This is a genomic window from Mycolicibacter minnesotensis (genome assembly GCF_010731755.1).
Taxonomy (GTDB): domain Bacteria; phylum Actinomycetota; class Actinomycetes; order Mycobacteriales; family Mycobacteriaceae; genus Mycobacterium; species Mycobacterium minnesotense.
In genome coordinates this window covers 1784125-1803436 of sequence record NZ_AP022589.1, presented here as the reverse complement: position 1 = coordinate 1803436, position 19312 = coordinate 1784125, and the positions used below count along the sequence as shown (strand labels likewise).

The following is a 19312-nucleotide window of genomic DNA, read 5'->3' as shown; positions in this document are numbered from 1 at the left end:
CAAACTGGCGCAGGGATATTCGTCGCATGGCTATAGGCTATGAGCCGAACGGCGCTCTGCCCCAACGACTTCCGAAACGTGGCGGTATAGGAAAGCGTCGCAGCACGGCCTAGTTGTGCCACCCATTAGCGAGGTGGCGACGCTCACATAGAAGAGAATTAGCACCAATCGGAATTAGAGATCGCTCCTGCTGCACCGTGTGATAGCGTCGCGGAAATTGGCCTGCTTCGAGATTGGGTTACTCGCGTGACTGTGACCGGCGAACGTCCGAAGATCCGCCTCGAGGACGTCGATTTCAATCGACGCGATCACCCTGACCGGCCATTGCGGCCCATCCCGCCGGGCCGCGACCAATTCGCCGCCCAGTGGCGCCAGATGCGCCAGTTCATGTTCGGGCCGTGGATCGACATCGACAAAGAGGTCGGGCCCAACGACATCACCCGCCTGCGCGACGACTATTTCTGGCAGCGCGACGAACACATGATCGGTGTCGTCGACGCATTTGAACGCCTGGGGCCGCAGCGGGGCCGCGCCCTGTTTGAGCAGGCCCTGACGCAGGGTATTGAAACCCTGGAAGATCCGCCCCAAGAGCTCGTCGACCTGTTCGAGCATCTTGATCAGCTTCCCGCGCAATTCGACCTTGCCGCCGCGGAACGCGGCCGGATGCTCGCGATGTCGAGCACCCTCGCTGCCCTCACCATCATTCGCGGCTGGGCGGTCTATGAAACTGCAATGACCGGCGACATCTCGGCGGCCACCGGCGCCACCGGGCGATTCGCCGACGACGGCCCGCGCCGCTTTATCGAAACGGCGCGCGTCTTCGCCGAGTTCACCTTGCCCGAGATCTTCGATCGGCACTCCGAGGCATTCCAGGACGTGGTGCGAGTGCGGTTGATGCACGCACTGGCCAGTCGTGGGCTCCGGCGCAAGTGGGGCGATGACCTCTATCTCAAGTACGGGGAGCCTATTCCCGTGACGTCGTTGCTGGGATTCGGCAGTGGCATGCTGCTGGGCCGTCTCGTCGACCACGCGTTCGGGCGCAAGCTGACCAAGGACCAGCTCGAAGACCTCGCCGAGTACTCCTCGTTCTCGGGCCGGCTGTGGGGTGCCCCGGAGATGCTGCATTCCGCTAATGGCCTGGAATTGATCAAATCGCTGAACTATGTGCTCGCCCGCGGCGGTAACCCCTCACCGTGGCGTGCCGAGCTCGTCGACGCGATCGCTGGTCCCGAGCACCTGGAAACGCTGATCGGGACCCTGCCGGCCCCGGTTCGGAAGTTGATGTCCAAGTACGCCAAACAGATCACCTCGATGATCGCCTTTGCGCCGGCCGGCGTCGTCTTCGGCTACGAGCAGATCGATGCCATGTTGGTGGGCACCATCTTTGAACCGCTGGGCTACAACTTCCGCCGTCACGTGCAGAACTTCGAGCGGCTCACCCGGCTCAACGTGCGCATCGCCATGGTGGCGGACTGGGTGCCGTGGTCCAACCCGATCCGTGAGCGCCGTAAGAGGACTGGGGCGGTGGCGCACGAGCGAGTCGCGATGTTGAACAAGATCGCCCGGGGTCGGCAGATGTCACTGACGTACACCCATCACGACCGTTCGACCTCCGGTGAGGGCTTCACCGGCTGAGAGGCCGGAATGATGCCTGCAGGCCGCACCGCCTCGCTAACCTCGATGTGTGTCGGAGCCAACTGACCCCACCAGCCCGATCGTTCTGGACGTGGAAGGCTCCGGTGTCCAACCGCCGGTGGCCCCGGGGGTCCGCCGCCTGTTCTGGATACTGGAGCGAGTCGCGCCCGCGATCGGGTCACGCTGGGCGCTTGAACTGTGGTGCACGCCGCCGGTTCTCGAGTCCAGCCTGCGCATGCCGCCCGGCGTCCCGCCCGGAGAGCCGTTAGAGGCGTACTGGAGCGGGCACCGGATCGTGGGCGAATCCTGGGGGGAGGGGCCGCCGGTCTACCTTGTGCACGGCTGGGGCGGGCGCCGCCCACACCTGGGCATGTTCATCAAACCCCTGGTCGCCGCCGGTCACCGTGTCATCGCCTTCGACCTGCCCAGCCACAACGAGTCCGATCCAGGCGTCTTGGCGCCCGGCCGCACCACCGCCATTGAGTGCGCCGAAGCGGTCGCGGCCATGATCGAGACGCATGGGCCGGCGCGTGCGGTGGTCGCGCACTCCCTGGGCGCGAACGCGACCGCCTTCGCGGCATCGTGGGGCGCGACGGTGGGGCGGTTGGTGTTCCTGGCGCCCATGGGCGAGTTCCCGATCTACCTGGATCTGTTCGCCGCGCGCCACAACTTCGGTAGACGGATCCGCGCGGGCCTGCACCGACGCCTGGAACGCCGTATCGGCATGCCGCTCGAGGACACCAACATGGTCCGGATCGCCGAGCGCACCGACTATCCGCCGCTGCTGCTTATCCACGACCCCGATGACCCCGATACTCCGTACGTGACGAGTGAGAAGGTCGTCGCGTCGTGGCCGGGTGCGCGGCTGATGACGACAGCGGGACTCGGCAGGCTGGCGCACTTCCGGATCTTGAGGCACCGCCCCGCTATCCGCGCGGGCGTCGACTTCATCGGATCCGCTGCGGAGTAAGTCCTTCGGTCCAAGTCTCCGTGCTAGATGCTGTACTGCCGCAACCGTTGTAGCCGTCGCATTCCCGCTGCGGCCACCTTCTCGCCGGCCGGGCGAAGAGCAACCTCGAGGCGTGCCTGCACATCCGCGATGTCGAGGTCGGTGCCGATCGCAACCAGGTGGCTGGGTCCCGCCCCCGCAGCAGCCGTCGTCACGTGAACGGACCTGCGGACGACGTTGAACAGGTAGTGGCGCTTGCCGATCGCGACGGTGCCCTTCATCCGGTAGACCCCGCGCGGTGGCTGCTCCAGAAGGTCTAGGAGCGGGCCCGGGTCCACGGCGCCGTCGCCCACGACGGTGACAGAGGCCGCGTGCACATGATCGTGATGGTCATCGTGAGAAGGGGCGGCGCCGTCGAGCAGAAGTTCCCGAAACGACATCTGCCCGGCCTGGTCACCGTCATTGATGTCGTAGAGCAGGCGGGGGTCCACGCGTCCGGCCACCGCGCCCACCACATAGGCGTCGGGATTGAGGTCGCGCACCCGGCCCTCGACCCGGGCCAGGAATTCGGCGCGGGCGTCCTCGGCGATCCGATCCATCTTGTTGACCACCACCAGGGAGGCCACGCCGTAGCGTGGCGGCGGCAAAGCGCCGATGTCGACGGTGTCGAAGTGCTCGACAGCGTCGATGACGTCGACCACCCCGCCGTGCCGGATCCGCTCCACTCCGCTGAACCGGATGACCCGCGATACGTCAGCCGGCTCAGCCACCCCGCTCGCCTCGATGATGATCGCGTCCAGTGCCAGTTTGGGATCGGCCAGCTTCTCCAGCGCGTCGTCCAGGCCGCCCTCATCGGGCAGGTGGCAGATGCACCCCCCGGCGATCGACACCGGTTCATCGACCTGGCCGGTGACCAGGCCGGCGTCGACGTTGAGCTCGCCGAAGTCGTTGATAATCACCCCGATTCGCGCCCCCGGTGCCCGCAGCACATGGTTGAGCAGGGTGGTCTTGCCCGCACCGAGGTAGCCGGTGAGCGCGATGACGGGAATAGCGGGCGCGTTGCGGTCGGCCATCCGGCCATTATCGCCAGAGGCGTTAGGCGTCCGCCGGGAACCAGAAGTCGAGGGTGTCCTCGACGCCGCCCCAGTCAATGCCGAGCCAGTCGCCGAAGAAGCCCTCGATGTTGCCGAAGGCCCCGTAGATGGACGCCACCAGCGAATAGAAGATGCCCTCCCACCAGCTGCTGTCGGCCAGTCCGTTGCCGAAGGCGTTGAGCCAGGTGGTGAACGGGTCGAAGTCACCGGAGATGCCGACGTTGGTGATCAACCCGTCGGTGGTGATGCTCTGGTCGGCGACCTGACCGGGGGTCAGTCCGAGGTACATCATGTGCTCCCACAACAGCCCGAGCGCGGAAGGTGACGAGGCGTCGGCCACGGGGTCATTTGGCACCGAGTAGACGGTGGTGGTGAACGCGTTGTTGGGGGTCAGGAAGCCGTTGAGCAGTCCGTCGACCGTCAGCGGATCCGCTTCGCGCTCCGACCACGCGCCGCCCTCGCCGGCCGGGTTGCCGATGAAGACAAAGTGCAGGGCCTCGGGATCGACGCCGTCGTGGGCCAACTGGGCCATCGCGATGGAACCTGCTGTGGCGCCCTGCGAGTAGCCGAAGATCCAGAGCGGGTTCTCGGCGTTATAGGCGTCGGGATTGGCCTGGAGTTCGGCTTGTACCGCCCGGACGATCTCGGCGGCACCGACGAAACTGCTGTGGCCCTGCTGGATCAGCGCCGGGGTGGACAGCACGCGCAGCGGCGCGTCGCACACGCCGACACCGACCACGCAGGAGTCCAAGTCGTCGCCGCCGTCGAAGCCCAGGGGCTGCAGGAACAGGTCGGCGGCGGTTTGAGCGAAGCTCGGTGACGGCGTCGAGAGCGTCGTCGGGCCGACGAAGAACGCGGTGCCCGACAGCAGGCTGACGTCGATGTGCGCGGCGTGGGTCACCGGGGCGGCCAGCACCCCTCCTGCCACGGTTCCGGCGATCGCGATCGGGGCGAAGACCTTGGTCAGCATCACGGGGCGTCCTTCCGCAACGGGCCACCCCGCAGCTAAAAATCACACGAGTAAATCCAAAGCCGAACCTGAGGGCGATCATCGCAGGGGCTCCCAGGCGAAGTCAATGCTCCCGGCTGGCGACACGAGCGCCCTGCGCCGTCTTAATGACAGGCGTAACTGGCAATATCCTATTGACGGATGGCATCGTGTGATGCGACGCTGACGCGATGCGCGCCGAGGAGACAGGACGAGGGCGATGACGACGCTGGATTTGGAACAGACGCTGGCCAAGATCAAGAGCCGGCAATGGGTGCTAGCCGACATCGACTGGGACGCCCCCGGCGCCGAGCTGGTCACCGAGGAACAGAAGCCGAAACTGAAGGTCTTCATGGCAGACCTGATGTGGATCGAGCACCTCGGCGCGCGCGCCTTCGCGAGCATGGCCCAGAAGGCGCCCAACGACACGTTGCGGGAGATCTACAGGTACTTCCACGCCGAAGAACAGAAGCACGCCAACGCCGAACTGGCTCTGATGAGGCGGTGGGGACTGTTGGACGGGGATGAGGTCCCGCTGCCGAAAGCCCAGATCGCCTACACGCTGGACATGGTGGACAAGGTGTCCGACCGGATTCCCTTCGAGTACCACGCGACGTCGATCCCGATGTTGGAGGTGGCTCTCGACGGGGCGCTGCTGAAGTTTCTCACCGACGAGATCAAAGACCCGCTGCTGAACGTCGTGCTCAACAAGGTCAACGCCGACGAGTCGCGGCATCTGGCGGTGGGCTTCCACGTGATGGGGATGCTGTCGGGGGCACCCTTCCGCCGGATGATCTACGTGGCTTTCAAAGCGTTGAGCATGGCCGGCGTGGTCCGCTTGCAGCATTTGCTGGGCGTCTTGCCGCTGCTGGCCTCGATGCGCGAGGAACTCTTCGATCTGGGTATGGACGGGTCGCGGTTGTCGGTGTCCCTGGAACGCTTTCGCAAGGCGAGCGTCCGCGACCCGCGGCTGAACAACAACCCGATGTACAAGATGGTCCGCTCCATGTCGTTTCTCACCATGGAGCGCAACCCGGTTCTCTACCGCATTGAGCGCACCATGATCCGGATGGGCGATCGGATCCCGCCGGAGCGGCGACCGAAGCCCCCGGTGTGGTCCGAAGAACTGACCTGGCGGGCCACGGTATGACCACGGCTGTTGGGCAGGACCGCACCGTCACCACAGTCATCATCGGAGCCGGCCTGGCCGGACTGGGCGCGGCCATCCGGCTCCTCGACGCGGGTATCGAGGACATCGTCGTGCTGGAGCGCGCCTCCGAAGTGGGCGGCACCTGGCGCGACAACACTTACCCGGGCGTGGCGTGCGATGTCCCGTCGCTGATGTACTCCTACTCGTTCGAGCCGAACCCCCGCTGGAGCCAGACCTACGCCAGCGGCGCGGAGATCCAGCAGTACATCGTCGACATGGTCGACCGGCGCGGCCTGCGTAAGTACATCGAATTCGGCCAAGACGTCTCCGGCATGGCGTGGGACGACAGCCGAAGCGAGTGGGTGATCACGACCACGACCACCCAATACCGGGCCCGTACCGTCATCGCTTCCTACGGGCCGCTGGCCCGCTGGACATGGCCGAAGATCGACGGCATCGAAGATTTCGGCGGCACAATCATGCACACCGCCCAGTGGGACCACGACTTCGACTTCAGCGACAAGACAGTCGCCGTGATCGGAACCGGATCGACCGCGGTACAGGTGATTCCCCAGCTGGTGGGCCGGTCCAAGAAGGTCAGGGTATTCCAGCGCACGCCCGGCTGGGTGTTGCCGCGTGTCAACAAAGCAACCCCTTCGTGGCTCAGGCGGCTCTATACGCAGGTCCCCTCGGCGCAGCGAGTGGCCCGTTCGACCATGCTTGGTGTATCGGAGGCCGGGGCGCTGGCAGTTGTATGGAACACGGTCTTGACCTCTGCGGTTGCCCTTGCCGGAAAGCGTTACCTGGCAAAAGAAGTCAACGATCGGTGGCTGCGTCGCAGTCTTACTCCGAACTTCCGTCCCGGCTGCAAACGCATGCTGGTGTCCGACGAGTACTACCGGGCCCTGCAAGCTCCCCACTGCGAACTCATCACCTGGCCGATCGCCCGGATCAGCGCTACCGGTGTGATGACCTGCGAGGGTGTCGAACACTCAGCCGACGTCATCGTGTGTGCGACCGGCTACGAAGCGACCAAGACCGCTCCACCGATCCAGATCGTCGGCCGGGACGGACGGTCGCTCAACGAGGAGTGGGCGCGGGGTTCGTTCGCCTACAAGAGCGTCAATGTCGCCGGATACCCGAACTTGTTCTTCACCTTCGGGCCGAACTCCGGGCCGGGCCACATCTCGGCGCTGGTCTACGTGGAAGCTCAGATCGAGTACGCGGTGCGGATGATCGAGCTGCTGGCGAGGCGAGGACTTACCTCGATCGAAGTCCGTGCCGATGCCCAGCAGACCTACAACCGCTGGATTCAGGGTCGGTTGGACAAGACGACGTGGAACTCCGGCGGTTGCAGCAGTTGGTATCTGACCGAGGATGGCTTCAACTCCACCATGTTCCCCGGATTCGCCAGCACCTTTCGGCGCGTTCTGAACGACGTCCAACTGCAGGACTACGTGGCCACGGGAGACCCCACCGCGCTGGTGGGCGCGGCAGCCGGTCCCGGGAGCCAGATGGCCGATCCGGAATGATTTGCCGGACATGACGATTAGGGATACCGGCGATTCGTCGTGCGCGCCGACACTCCTCGCTGACGACCAGTTGCCGCGGGCTTCGGCCGCGGCACGGCTCAGCCAGATAGTGCCGCGCCGGGTACTGCGGCCGCTGGTGGGAAGGCTGCCGTTCAATGCCGCCGGCCTGCGGCTGCTGCGGATGATGACCGACGCCCCCGCACGGTTGGCCCGGCCCGTGCCGGGGACCCTCATCGATGCGGTGCAGCAACCGGGGCTGCGGGGCGAGTGGGTGGTGGCGCCCGCGGTACGCGACAGCGGCCGGGTGATCCTCTACCTCCACGGCAGCGCCTTCACCCTGATGTCGGCGCGTACGCACCGGCCCCTGGTCTCGCGGCTCTCGCAGCGAACCGCGCTGCCCTGCTTCAGCGTCGACTACCGGCTGGCGCCCGAGCACCCCTTTCCCGCCGCCTCCGACGACGTGATGGCCGCCTACCGCCACCTCCTCGCGCAGGGCTACCGGGCCGCCGACATCGTCGTCGCCGGCGACTCGGCCGGCGGATTTCTCGCGGTGGATCTGGCTCTGCAACTGGCTCGCACCGATGAGCCACTTCCGGCCGCTCTGGCGCTGTTCTCCCCGCTGGTCGATCTGTCGCTGCAGCTGGCCGCCGATCAAGAGCGGCGCACGCCGGACTGCCTGGTCACTGCCGCGGACTGTCGCCGCCTGGTGGACCTCTATGTGGGTAGCGGCGACAGATCCGACCCGCGGATCACCATGGACTTCGCGTCGGTGCAGCGCTTCCCGCCCACGCTGGTCCAGGCCGGGGGCAACGAGATGCTGCAAGCAGATGCTCAGCACCTGCACCGATGCATCCAGGCATCGGGCAATACGAGCTACCTACAGGTCTGGCCCGGGCAGATGCATGTCTTCCAGAACATGAGCGCGCTGACGGAGTCGGCGACCGCCCTACGTCAAGCAGCGCTCTTCATCGACTGGGCGATGCGGGGTTCGACTACTTCAGAGAGGAAGTGCATCGGATGACCAGTCGGCGCTCGAACAAGATCTCCCATGGCGCTCGTGCGGTGATCACCGGCGCGGGCAGCGGCATCGGGCGGTCGTTCGCCTTGGAGCTGGCGCGTCGCAACGCAGCGGTGGTCTGCAGCGACAAGTTTGCGGATCGCGCCGAGGAAACCGCGGAGCTTGTCCGGGCCGCCGGCGGCACCGCCTTCGCGACGGTGTGCGACGTGGCGGCGCGCCCGGACGTGGAAAAGCTCGCGGCGGCCGCGGACGAGATGTTCGGCGCTCCACCCACCTTGGTGGTCAACAACGCCGGAGTGGGAGCCGGCGGCCACCTGATCGGTGAGATCGGCTTCGACGAGTGGTACTGGGTGTTGGGCATCAATCTGCTGGGCGTGGTCCACGGCTGTGAGGTCTTCGCCCCGCAGCTCAGGGCGCAGAAGCAGGCAGGCATCATCAACATCGCTTCCGCGGCGGCCTATTCGGCGGCGCCACTGATGGCGGCCTACAGTGCCAGCAAGGCAGCGGTGCTCTCGCTGTCGGAGACGCTTCGTTCGGAGATGGTCGGCACCGGTGTCCACGTCACCGTGGTGTGCCCCACCTTCGTCAAGACCAACGTTGCCCGTGACGGCCGCATCGCCGGCAATGCCGCGACGTATGCGACCACCATGATGGAGCGACGAGGGACGGCGCCGGAGGTCATCGCCCGCAAGTCCCTCGATGCCAACGACGCAGGCAGGTTGTATGTCATGCCGCAGCTCGACGCTTGGCTGGGCTGGCGGCTGAAGCGTTTGGCGCCGGCGCTGACCACGCGCGCCATGGCCAAGGCCCGAAACGTGATGGACCCGCAGTGAGGCCTTGAGGTAAGGCGGGGCCATGTCGGGGTATGTGCGCAGGTCGGTGCCCGCGGGAGCGCCGGTAAAATGTGGCATCGACGGTGCCGGGCCGAAATGTGGCTGCCTCGCTCCAGGAGATCGACGCGACAGAGGATGCAGAGTTGGCTGAGTATCGCCTCGACGAGCTGGCGCAGCTGACCGGCGTGTCTCCGCGCAATATCCGCGCGTATCAGGGGCGTGGACTGTTGCCTGCACCTCAGCGCGAGGGGCGCGTCGCTGTTTACGACGAGAACCATCTCTTCCAACTCCAGATGATCTCCGACCTGCTGGACAAGGGCTACGCCCTCACCCATATTCAGACCTTCTTGGAAGGCCTGGCGAATCAACACGACCTGGTCGACATCTTGGGGCTGCAGGAGTTGGCCGCCAGTTCCGGGATGCAGCGTGCGATTGTGGCGCCGTGGTACTCCGGCCAGGCATCGACCAGGGTGGCGCCGGAAACGCCGTCGCGACTGCTGCTGGACCCCGCGAGTCAGCTGGCGCGGGACCTGTGCGCCTACGGAATCGCCCGCGAGGCCGACGGCGAGATCATCATTGCGGAGCCGGATATCGCCGCGATTGTCGACGCTGCCAAAGACCCGAATTTCTATCTCCGCGTGCTTGTCTCGGTACGCAAAGCCACCGCGGAGACGGTCGAACAGCTGGCGAAGCAGATTGTCGATGAGCTCAGCGGCCAACTGATCGACCACTACGGAGAGGGCTACATCGCCCCGGCCGAACAGCACCCCGAAGTCGCGGCATCCATCGCCGACGTGCGCGAACTGGGCGCGCTGGCGGTCAACAAGGCACTGGCCGCGGCCCTGACGGAGCAGTCGGTCCACGCCGTCACGCGCTACTTCGAGAGCATTATGGGCCCGACCGAAGAACAATCGCCCTAGCCGTCAGCCGACCGAAGCGTCCTGCAGCATCGCGATATCGGGTAAGGGCTTGCGGCACAGTTCGCGAGCCTCTTCCGGACTCATTCCGAAGGTGGTCAGCAGGTGTTCGGTGGCCTCATCGACGGTGACTTCGGCGTCGCGATCGGGCCGCTGGCTCAGCAGCGTCCCCAGTCCGACGAACACCCCCCCGGCCAGTGCCAGTCCCAGCTCGGGATCCGACAGCGTGAAACGGCCCTGCTCGATCGCCGCGGTGATATCGCGCAACGCCCGGGGGGACAGGCCGCGGTCGGACAGGATCATGGTGGAGCTGTTGGCCAGGAGCAGTGCGGCCTCCTGGGGGCGCAGGCGAAATAACCGGCCGCTGAGGCGGTAGTTGGCGGCGAAGGCCTCGGCCGGGTCGGGGATATCTGCGGTGAAGGTGTCGAGCAGCGCGCCGATGCTGTCCAGCGCGTCGGTCACCGCGGCGGCGAACAGCTCCTCTTTGCTTTCGAAATGGTTGTAGAAGGAGCCCATGCCTACGTCGGCGGCCTGGGTGATCTCCAGGACGGGTACGGCGAGCCTGCCGTCGGCGATAAAGCCCTGAGCGGCGCGGATCAACGCGCTCCGGGTACGGAGTTTGCGCCGTTCGAGCCGGTTGACCGGACCGGCCGCGGGCTGCTCACCGTCGCGCTCGGCCACATCCATGCGTGCAGATTATCAGCCAACTCAGTTCTGATGATTTCGTCAAAACATTTGACTGAAGCTTTGGTCGTATGTGACGATTTCGTCAGTTGATCCGGAAGGTGGTGGCGCGACGTGCCGAAGACGGGCGAGCCGTTGGCCGACGGCCACAAAGATCTGCACAGCGAACAGGGGGCGATTGGTGGCGAGCACCCCGGCCGGGCCCGCGACCCCCTGATCCGCGTGGCCGACATCGCCTGGCTGGAATTCGACAAGCCCGACCTGGTCCGTGCCGAGGCCTTTGCCCGGTCCTTCGGATTCGGTATCGCCTACAGCGACCCGGCGCAGGTGCAGCTGCGCGGCACCAGCCCTGGTGCGCCCTGCGTATTCCTGCGGCGCGGTCGGAACACCCGTTTCGCGGGGTATGCATTGTGCGCCGCCGACGAAGCTGACGTCGCGCGCCTGGCCGACAAGACCGGTGCCCCGCTGCGGCGGCAGCCGGAGTCGATCGGTGGCGTGGCCGTGCAGCTGACGGACCCCAGCGGCACCCCAGTCAAGGTGGTGGCCGGCATGCACGTCCTCCCGGCCCAGCCCACCCAGGAGCCGCAGCTCGCCAACATCGGGAACACCCAGACCCGGGTCAATGCCGGAGTGCGGCCGCTGCGCGTGCCGGCTCGGGTGCAGCGCCTGGGCCACGTTGTCCTGCAGTCCACCACCTATCTGCGGACGCTGAACTGGTACCTGGAGACGCTGGGCATGATCGTCAGCGACTTCCAGTTCTTCCCCGGGCAGCGCGAACGGGGGCCGGTCATGAGCTTCATTCGCTGCGACCGCGGCACCGTCCCCACCGACCACCACACGCTGGCCCTGGCGCTGGGCCCGGTGAACCGCTACGTGCACTCGGCCTATGAAGTCGCCGACCTGGACGCGTTGGCCGCCGGCGGCGAATACCTGCGCGAGCGCGGCTATTTCCGGTCCTGGGGAATCGGTCGCCACATCCAGGGCAGCCAGATCTTCGACTACTGGCGCGACCCCGACGGGTTCTTGGTCGAGCACTACGCCGACGGCGACGTCTTCGACAACACCGTGGAACCGGGCTGGGCGCCGTTCACGGCGTCCGGACTAGCCCAATGGGGGCCACCGGCCACCAAAGACTTTCTCGACGCGAGCCCCCGCGCGGCAGGCCGCCAGGCCGCCGCCATGCTCACCGCATTACGGCACGACAACGAGTTCGACCTCAACCGCCTTATCGGACTGCTGAAAGTAGCTGTGTCATGACCATTTCCGTCCTGCGTACCGCCGACGCCTGGTGGGTCCAGACCCCCACGGGCGCTGCCAAGATCGCCACCACGGCCACCACCACCGCCGAGCTGCTCGCCGACCGGTCCGCTATCGACGCCGCCGCCGCCACGGACGGCACCGTCGCCGTCGAGGATCTGCAGCTACTGGCGCCGGTCACCGCGCCGTGCCGTGTGGTGGCCCAGATGACCAACTTCGAATCGCACGTCACCGACGCCGGCCTGGACCCCAAGACCGTGCCGCTGACGTTCTTCCGCAAATCCTCTGCCTCACTGACTGGTCCCTACGGCCAGATCATCCGTCCCTCGCATGTGACCCTGCTGGACTACGAGGTCGAGATCGGTCTGGTCATCGGCCGCGACGTCCCGGTCGGTACGCAGGTCACCGAAGCCAACCTGGCCGACTACGTGGTCGGGCTGGTCATCACCAACGACGTCTCCGCCCGCGACATCCAGTTGCCGCAGACCCAGTTCTACGAAGCCAAGTCCTATCCGACCTTCACGCCCGTGGGGCCGGCGCTGGTGCTGGTCGATGCCGCAGAGCTGGCGCGCTTCGGTGACTTGCGGCTGCGGTTGAGCGTCAACGGTGACGAGCGTCAGAACGGACTGGTGGAGGGCGACATGCTGTACCGCCCCCTGCAGGCCCTGCAGTCGCTGACCCGATTCCAGGACCTGGCCGCCGGCGACCTGATCCTGACCGGAACCCCGGTGGGCACCGCACTCAGCGCGCCCCCCAAGCCGATCGAGATCATCGGCAACCTGCTGCCCCCGGCCGTCAAATGGAAGGCCTTCTTCGCCCGGCAGGCCAAGAACCCGAAGTACTTGCAGCACGGCGACGTCGTGCAAGCCACCATCGCCACCGATGACGGGGCCATCGACCTGGGCGCGCAGCGCCTGACGGTGCGGTACACGTGACCCGCGGCGCGCCATGACGAGTCCAGCAACGCCCGGCGGCGCAGAGCATGTATCGGTGGCGATCGTCGGCGGCGGACCCACCGGAATCACCGCTGCCACCCTGCTGGCGCAGTACGGCATAGACACCCTGGTGCTCGACCGCTGGCCGCAGGTCTACCCCCAACCCCGCGCCGTGCACCTCGACGACGAGGTCTACCGCATCCTGGCGCGGCTCGGTGTCGCCGATGCCTTCGCCGCGATATCCCGCCCGGCCAAAGGGCTGCGGCTCGTCGATCGCGACCAGTCGGTGCTGGCCGAGTTCAGCCGCGATACCGCGCTGACCCGCAACGGTTTTCCCGCCGCCAACATGTTCGACCAGCCCGAGCTGGAACAGCTGCTGCGGGACAACCTGACTCGCCTGTCGAATGTCGGGTTGCGCGGCGACACCGAGGTACTCGGCGTCGCGCCCTGCGCCGACGGCGTCGAACTGGGCGCCCGCGACCGGGTGACAGGCGGCGAGTCGCGGATCACCGCCGACTTTGTGCTGGGCTGCGACGGCGCCAACAGCACCGTGCGCTCGGCGATCGGGTCGGCCATGCGCAGCTTGCGATTCGATCAACGCTGGCTGGTGATCGATATCGGCTGCACGCAGGACCTGCGGCAGTGGGAAGGGGTGCACCAGGTCTGCGACAGCCACCGCGCCGGCACCTTTATGCGGATCGGCCCGAGCAGATACCGCTGGGAATTCGCGCTGTCAGAACGGGAGTCGGCAGACGACTACAGCACGCTCACGGCGCTGCGACCGTTGATCGCGCCGTGGACGCACAACATCGCCGACGGCGACCTGCAGCTGCTGCGGGTCGCCGAATACACCTTCCGTGCCCAGATCGCCGACCGGTGGAGATCCGGGAGGGTGTTTCTGCTCGGCGACGCCGCACACCTGACTCCTCCGTTCATCGGGCAGGGGATGGGTGCCGGACTGCGCGACGCCATGAACCTGGCCTGGAAGATCGCCGGACACCTGCGCGCAGGGTTGCCGGCGAGCGTGTTGGACAGCTACGAAATCGAACGCTCCCGGCACACGCGGCAGCTGATCTCGCTGGCGCTCAACATCGGCCGCGCCATGACCGCCGGCGGCGAGCTCGGCGCGCTGGTGCGGCGGCTGGTGGTACCGAGGGTGCACCTGCTGCCCGGTCTGCGTGACAAGATCACCGATTCCCAGACGCCGCCACTGCGAGCCTCGGCCATGGTGCGACGCACCGCGCGCACCCGTCGCCTGGCCGGGCGACTGTGCCCCAACCCGCTGCTTGCCGGCGGGCGCCGCCTCGATGCGGAGCTGGGGCATGGGTTTGGTGTGGTGACCGCACAGCCGCTGACGCCGGATCAGCAGCGCACGGTCGACGGCCGGGGTGCGCAGACGGTGTTCGCCGCACCCGGCACGGAGCTGGCCTCCTGGTTGGGCCATCATCGCGTGACCGCCGCGGTGGTGCGGCCCGACGGAACCGTCATGGTGGCCGGCCGCGACCTAACCGCGCTGTGCCGGGCGCTGCCGAGGTTCGTGTTCGATTCGCCGGCCCAGACGCCGGCCGCTACGGCATGCCATGACTAGGAGCCCGACCGTGTTGGCTCGACCCTCCGATGTGCCGGTCTATAAGCGCAGCATCTACCGCCGGTCGGCGATCCTGGAGCCGTACCCGCACTACCGGGCACTGCGCGATCTCGGACCGGTGGTCTGGTTGGCACGACACCGGCTCTATGCCCTGCCCCGCTACGCCGAATGCAAGGCCGTGCTGCGCAACGATGCCCGCTACCTGTCGGGCCACGGCGTCGCGGCCAATGCGCCCACCAACCGCCTCTCCAGAGGCACCACCCTCAACAGTGACGGCGCCGAACATGACCGGCGCCGCAAACTCGTCGCACACCGGATGATGCCTCGGGCGCTGCGAGCGCTCAGCGACAACGTCGATCAGCGGGCGCAGAGCATCGTCGAGGACGCCGTGCGACGCGGACGCATCGAGGCGGTGGCTGACCTGGCGACCGCGCTGCCCCTGGCCTTCGTTCCGGATCTGGTGGGATGGCCCGCCGACCAACGCGATCACCTGCTCGACTGGGCCGCGGCGACCTTCGATGTGCTCGGCCCGCTCAACCGGCAGGGTCTCACGGCGATTCCGCGCAGCCTGCAGATGCTGCGCTTCTCGCGGCGCATCGCTCGCCGGCGCGATGTGCTGCCCGGCAGCATGGCCCACGACCTGCTCAGCGCGGTGGATGACGGCACCTTGCGGTTCGCCGAGGTGCCGCCCCTGCTGGTCGACTACATCGCACCATCGCTGGACACCACGATCAGCGCCATCTCCAGCGCCGTCCACCTCTTTGCCACGCATCCCGGCCAGTGGGAGCTGATCAAGGCCGACCCGTCATTGATCCCCAACGCGGTCAACGAGATCGTGCGCTTCGAATCGCCGCTGCGCGCCTTCACCCGGAGGGTGGCCGAAAGCCACGAGCTCTCCGGCGCGACCCTGCCCGCGGGCGCTCGCGTCTTGGTGCTCTACGCCTCGGCCAACCGTGATGAACTCGAATGGAGCGCCCCCGACGTCTTCGACATTCGCAACGACGCGGGACGGCACGTCGGATTCGGCAACGGCGCGCACGCGTGCGCCGGCCAAGGCCTGGCCCGGCTGGAGACCGCGGCCCTGCTCAAGGCCCTGATCGACCAGGTCGAGCGCATCGAGCTGACCGGCGAGCCGATCTGGGCGGTCAACAACATCATTCGCCGCCACCAGCAGCTGCCGGTGCGGCTCATTCCGGCCTGAGCAGCCCACGCGGGTCCGCGCACCGCACGTTGACGCCCGGCCACCGTGCTGCCATGATCGCCACGGCCATTTTTCATGGTTTCTTGAGTATTTATCTATGTGCCTCAGGGAGTGCTGATGAACCCATGGAAGACGCTGGCGCCCGTCGCCGCCGCAAGCGTCCTCGCCGCCGGCGTGGTCACGACCCCGGTCGTCGGCGCGTCGTACGCCCCCGACGTGGCCTTGCTGGCTGACACCGCGATCTTCATCGGCGGCACCATGATGCCCACGCCGTCGACGGCCTTCGCTCAGAACGCAGCCGATCTGTTCCTGCAGCCACTGGGCTTCGACCCCGGCGACGACCCGGCGGTGTGCCTGATCGGCGCGGGCGTGTGCGATGACGCCCTGCGGGTGCTGACCACCCCGCAACTGTTCCTGCAGGGCTATAGCAGTTTCGCCGGAGCGTCGGAGATCGTGCGCGCGGTGCATGCCGAGCTGGCCGCCAACCCCGGCGCCTACGACGCCGACAATCCGCTGTGGGTGTTCGGCTACTCGCAGGGCGCCACGGCCAGTTCGATCGCGATGGCGCAGCTTGCCCACGACGGCGTGGACCCCGAGGCGCTGCATTTCGTCTTCATCGGCGACCCGTCCGGCGCCAACGGCGTGTGGCCCAACACCGCGGGCGAGGTGTCGCTGGACAACGACTCCTCACTGCTGTTCGGCAATCAGACCCCCAACGACGCCTTCACCACCACCATCTACACGTTCCCCGGCGACCCGGTGGCCGACCACACGGCGCCGTCCATGCTGGGGCTGTTCTGGGAACACATGATGTATCTGGGGCTCACCCCCGCGCAGGTCGCCGACCATGTCGCCACCACCGACGGCATGATCACCAACATCGACATCTCCACGGACATCGACCAGTTCAGTGCCTGGATCACCGCCTTGGGTAGCGGGTTGATCGACAGCGGCTGGTGGGTCTCGCTGTTCAATTCCGTGGCGGAGATGGTCTACGCCGGTTTCGGGAAGATCGAGGACTTCTTCACCGACTGGATGGGCATCGACTGGGGCGGTGTCGAGACCACCCTCGACTACTGGTTCCCGCTGGTCTGATACCCGGCGGGGCCGACCAGCCTTGACAACATACAACTAATCGGTTGTACGATCGTGGGGTGATCACGCTCGACGACGACACGGTGGACGCCCTGTTCCACGCCCTTGCCGACCGCACCCGGCGGGACATCATGCGCCGGGTTCTGGCTGGTGAGCACTCGGTTTCGGAGCTCGCGGTGAAGTACGAGATGAGCTTCGCCGCGGTGCAGAAACACGTCGCCGTGTTGGAGAAGTCCGGCCTGCTCACCAAGCGCCGCAGCGGCCGTGAGCAGTTGGCCAGCGGCGACGTCGCCGCGGTGCGATCGGTGGCGTCCATGCTCACCGAGTTGGAACAGGTGTGGCGTGGTCGCATCGCACGTATCGATGAACTCATCTCATCGCAAGAGAGTTAGGAGCTCGCACCATGCCTGTGATCGACGTACAACACGACCTTGTCGCCCTGACCTTGACCATCACCGCCGACTTCGCCGCGCCGGTGCAGCGAATCTGGCAGATCTATGCCGACCCGCGTCAGCTGGAAAAGGTCTGGGGACCACCGGAATTCCCCGCGACCATGGTTGACCACGACTTGGTGCCCGGCGGCCGCACGAACTACTTCATGACCGGCCCTGACGGTGAGAAGTACGCCGGATACTGGCAGATCATCTCCGTCGACGAGCCGTGGAGCTTCACCTTCGACGACGGCTTCGCCGACCTGGACTTCAACCCGGATACCGGAATGCCGACGTCGAGGAACGTCTACACCTTCACCGAGCGCGACGGTGGAACCCGCGCGACGTACGCGAGCACCTTTGCTTCCGCCGAAGATCTCCAGAAGGTGTTGGACATGGGCGTCATCGAGGGTTCGACCTCGGCGCTGAACCAGATCGACAGCCTGGTTGCCCACTGAGTCGCCTCGTCCCGAACGCCTAGCGCAGCGGCCGAAACACCTGCAATGCGCGGTAGCACGCAGTGAATTCTGCTTCCGCGCAAGGTGAGTCGACTTCACCATCGTGGGCGATGGGTATCGGTCCGTCGACGGCGGAGAACCGGAACTGGGGGACACGTAGCTCGTGGTAGAGCCGGCTGCGCTGCAGCCGGCCCGTCAGCAGGGCCGCCACGATCCGCAGCGTGGACCACGGCCGGCCGGTCTCCAGGATCCGGACGTCCAACAGCCCGTCGTCCATCCGGTGCCGCACGGCCGGCGCGAAGCCGTCGGGCTGGTAGGCCGAGTTGCCCAGAAAGAACAGCGACGTCTGCAGCGTCTTGTTGTCGTAGACGATGCGCACCGGCTGCTCCCGGCGCAGCGTCATCACCATGGCGTAGGCACTGGCCACCGGCTTGCCGAGCTTGCCCTGCAACCGCTCCCGGCGGCGAACAAAGGTCGGGTAGGCGCCGATGCTTGCCGTATTGATCACCGTGGTCTCGTCGTTGAACCGCACCACGTCCACCCGCGACAGGGTGCCCTCGGACAGGGCGCGGATGGTTTTGGCGGTGGTCTCGCAGCCGATGTCCTTGGCGAAGTGGTTCAACGTGCCGCCGGGGAACACCGCCAGCGGCAGATCGCGTTCCACTGCCACGTGCGCCGCCGTCGCCACCGATCCGTCTCCGCCGGAGATCGCCAGCACCTCGGCGGAATCCGCGGCGTTGCGTAGCGACTCCGCCAGATCGTCGTCGGGACCGAGTTCGACGACGGTGATGGCCGGCAGCGCCGTGCGCACCTGCGCAGCGACGTCGCCGGCCCGGCCGTTGCCCGATGCGGGGTTGACAACCAGGGTCACGCCGGCGCCGTCGGGTCGTGCCGGGGTGGCGACGCGCAGCATCTCGGCGCGCTGGGGCGGCGGGGCGGCGATCGGCGGCACCAGTTTGGCCCCCAGCACCGCGATCGACGTGCCGATGCCCAGCCCGGCCAGTACATCACCGGGGTAGTGCGCGCCGGTGGCGACCCGAGACAGGCCGACCAGGCCGGCCAGGCCGGCGACCGGCAGTCCCAGGAGCGGGCTTTCCAATCCGACGCCGGTGGCGAACGCCGCCGCACTGGCCGAATGCCCGGAGGGCAGCGAGTTCGACAGCGGTAGCCGGTGCGCGCGGCGCAGCAGGGGAACCAATGAGACATTGGGCCGCGCCCGGGGGCGGATCCGTTTGATCACCAGGTTGGTGAGCAGGCTGGTGAGGCCCAGACTGGCCACTCCGCGCGCGGCGGCCCGCTGGGTGGCAGGACGGCCGGTCAGGGCGAAGACGGCAGCGAGAGCAAGCCACAGCCTGGAGTAGTCGGCGGCGCGGGTCAGCACCGGCATCGTGGTGTCGAGGAGCCGGCTGGGGGAGTGGGCGACGGCCTCAAAGAGTTCGGCGTCGAGCTCACCCAGTCCCTGGGTGATCCGACGAAGCCCGGAACGTCGGCGCGGGATGGGCGCCCTCGGTAGCTGGTCCACAGTCGCGATCCCTCCGTCCACCGGT

General features: G+C 66.9%; 18 protein-coding genes. 14 read left to right on the top strand and 4 right to left on the bottom strand.

Going from position 1 to position 19312, the window contains the following annotated elements:
- Positions 1-246 precede the first annotated feature (246 nt).
- Complete coding sequence (locus G6N09_RS08350) at positions 247-1635, top strand: oxygenase MpaB family protein (RefSeq protein WP_083026625.1); 1389 nt, start codon at positions 247-249, stop codon at positions 1633-1635.
- A 49-nt stretch (positions 1636-1684) separates the two neighbouring features.
- Positions 1685-2605, top strand: a complete 921-nt coding sequence (locus tag G6N09_RS08345) for an alpha/beta fold hydrolase (RefSeq protein ID WP_083026626.1) — start codon at positions 1685-1687, stop codon at positions 2603-2605.
- Positions 2606-2628: 23 nt separating this feature from the next.
- Here G6N09_RS08345 and G6N09_RS08340 read toward each other — a convergent pair whose 3' ends face one another.
- Positions 2629-3657 (bottom strand): CobW family GTP-binding protein, encoded by a 1029-nt coding sequence (locus tag G6N09_RS08340; protein ID WP_083026629.1) that lies wholly within the window; start codon positions 3655-3657, stop codon positions 2629-2631.
- 22 nt (positions 3658-3679) lie between these two features.
- Positions 3680-4648: a PE-PPE domain-containing protein gene (locus tag G6N09_RS08335; protein WP_083026701.1), complete on the bottom strand. Its 969-nt coding sequence runs from the start codon at positions 4646-4648 to the stop codon at positions 3680-3682.
- Positions 4649-4886: 238 nt separating this feature from the next.
- Here G6N09_RS08335 and G6N09_RS08330 point away from each other — a divergent pair, with 238 nt between their 5' ends.
- The 5 genes from G6N09_RS08330 to G6N09_RS08310 all read left to right on the top strand — a co-directional run bounded on the left by G6N09_RS08330 (position 4887) and on the right by G6N09_RS08310 (position 10119).
- Positions 4887-5816 carry a hypothetical protein gene (locus G6N09_RS08330; protein WP_083026632.1) on the top strand — a complete coding sequence of 310 codons (930 nt, stop codon included), beginning with the start codon at positions 4887-4889 and terminating at the stop codon, positions 5814-5816.
- Positions 5813-7348, top strand: a complete 1536-nt coding sequence (locus G6N09_RS08325; protein WP_083026634.1) for a flavin-containing monooxygenase — start codon at positions 5813-5815, stop codon at positions 7346-7348. Before G6N09_RS08330 ends, G6N09_RS08325 begins: the two co-directional genes overlap by 4 nt.
- Positions 7349-7358: 10 nt before the next feature.
- Positions 7359-8369 carry an alpha/beta hydrolase gene (locus G6N09_RS08320; protein WP_083026636.1) on the top strand — a complete coding sequence of 337 codons (1011 nt, stop codon included), beginning with the start codon at positions 7359-7361 and terminating at the stop codon, positions 8367-8369.
- Entirely contained in the window at positions 8366-9199 is an 834-nt protein-coding gene (locus G6N09_RS08315) for an SDR family NAD(P)-dependent oxidoreductase (protein WP_083026639.1), read from the top strand. The genes G6N09_RS08320 and G6N09_RS08315 overlap by 4 nt, the downstream gene beginning before the upstream one ends.
- Before the next feature lie 71 nt (positions 9200-9270).
- Positions 9271-10119, top strand: a complete 849-nt coding sequence (locus G6N09_RS08310; RefSeq protein WP_083026641.1) for a MerR family transcriptional regulator — start codon at positions 9271-9273, stop codon at positions 10117-10119.
- A 3-nt stretch (positions 10120-10122) separates the two neighbouring features.
- Here G6N09_RS08310 and G6N09_RS08305 read toward each other — a convergent pair whose 3' ends face one another.
- Complete coding sequence (locus G6N09_RS08305) at positions 10123-10803, bottom strand: TetR/AcrR family transcriptional regulator (protein WP_083026643.1); 681 nt, start codon at positions 10801-10803, stop codon at positions 10123-10125.
- Positions 10804-10914: 111 nt separating this feature from the next.
- On the opposite strand from G6N09_RS08305, the gene G6N09_RS08300 reads away from it, so the two are divergent.
- The 7 genes from G6N09_RS08300 to G6N09_RS08270 all read left to right on the top strand — a co-directional run bounded on the left by G6N09_RS08300 (position 10915) and on the right by G6N09_RS08270 (position 17765).
- Positions 10915-12057, top strand: coding sequence for a VOC family protein (locus G6N09_RS08300; RefSeq protein WP_083026646.1), 1143 nt, complete (start codon positions 10915-10917; stop codon positions 12055-12057).
- Positions 12054-12992, top strand: coding sequence for a fumarylacetoacetate hydrolase family protein (locus G6N09_RS08295; RefSeq protein ID WP_083026648.1), 939 nt, complete (start codon positions 12054-12056; stop codon positions 12990-12992). The genes G6N09_RS08300 and G6N09_RS08295 overlap by 4 nt, the downstream gene beginning before the upstream one ends.
- A gap of 13 nt (positions 12993-13005) precedes the next feature.
- Positions 13006-14580: a bifunctional 3-(3-hydroxy-phenyl)propionate/3-hydroxycinnamic acid hydroxylase MhpA gene (mhpA, locus tag G6N09_RS08290; protein WP_083026651.1), complete on the top strand. Its 1575-nt coding sequence runs from the start codon at positions 13006-13008 to the stop codon at positions 14578-14580.
- A 10-nt stretch (positions 14581-14590) separates the two neighbouring features.
- A complete protein-coding gene (locus tag G6N09_RS08285; RefSeq protein WP_244959515.1) occupies positions 14591-15781 on the top strand; it encodes a cytochrome P450 in 1191 nt (396 codons plus the stop codon).
- Positions 15782-15898: 117 nt separating this feature from the next.
- Positions 15899-16876 (top strand): PE-PPE domain-containing protein, encoded by a 978-nt coding sequence (locus tag G6N09_RS08280; protein WP_083026702.1) that lies wholly within the window; start codon positions 15899-15901, stop codon positions 16874-16876.
- Positions 16877-16935: 59 nt separating this feature from the next.
- On the top strand, positions 16936-17268 hold the full coding sequence (locus tag G6N09_RS08275) for an ArsR/SmtB family transcription factor (RefSeq protein WP_083026655.1): 333 nt from the start codon (positions 16936-16938) through the stop codon (positions 17266-17268).
- A gap of 11 nt (positions 17269-17279) precedes the next feature.
- A complete protein-coding gene (locus G6N09_RS08270) occupies positions 17280-17765 on the top strand; it encodes an SRPBCC family protein (protein WP_083026657.1) in 486 nt (161 codons plus the stop codon).
- Between the two features lie 19 nt (positions 17766-17784).
- On the opposite strand, the gene G6N09_RS08265 is transcribed toward G6N09_RS08270, so the two are convergent.
- The gene (locus tag G6N09_RS08265) at positions 17785-19287 is read right to left on the bottom strand and encodes a bifunctional phosphatase PAP2/diacylglycerol kinase family protein (RefSeq protein WP_234807047.1); all 1503 of its coding nucleotides are present in this window, start codon (positions 19285-19287) and stop codon (positions 17785-17787) included.
- Positions 19288-19312 lie beyond the last annotated feature (25 nt).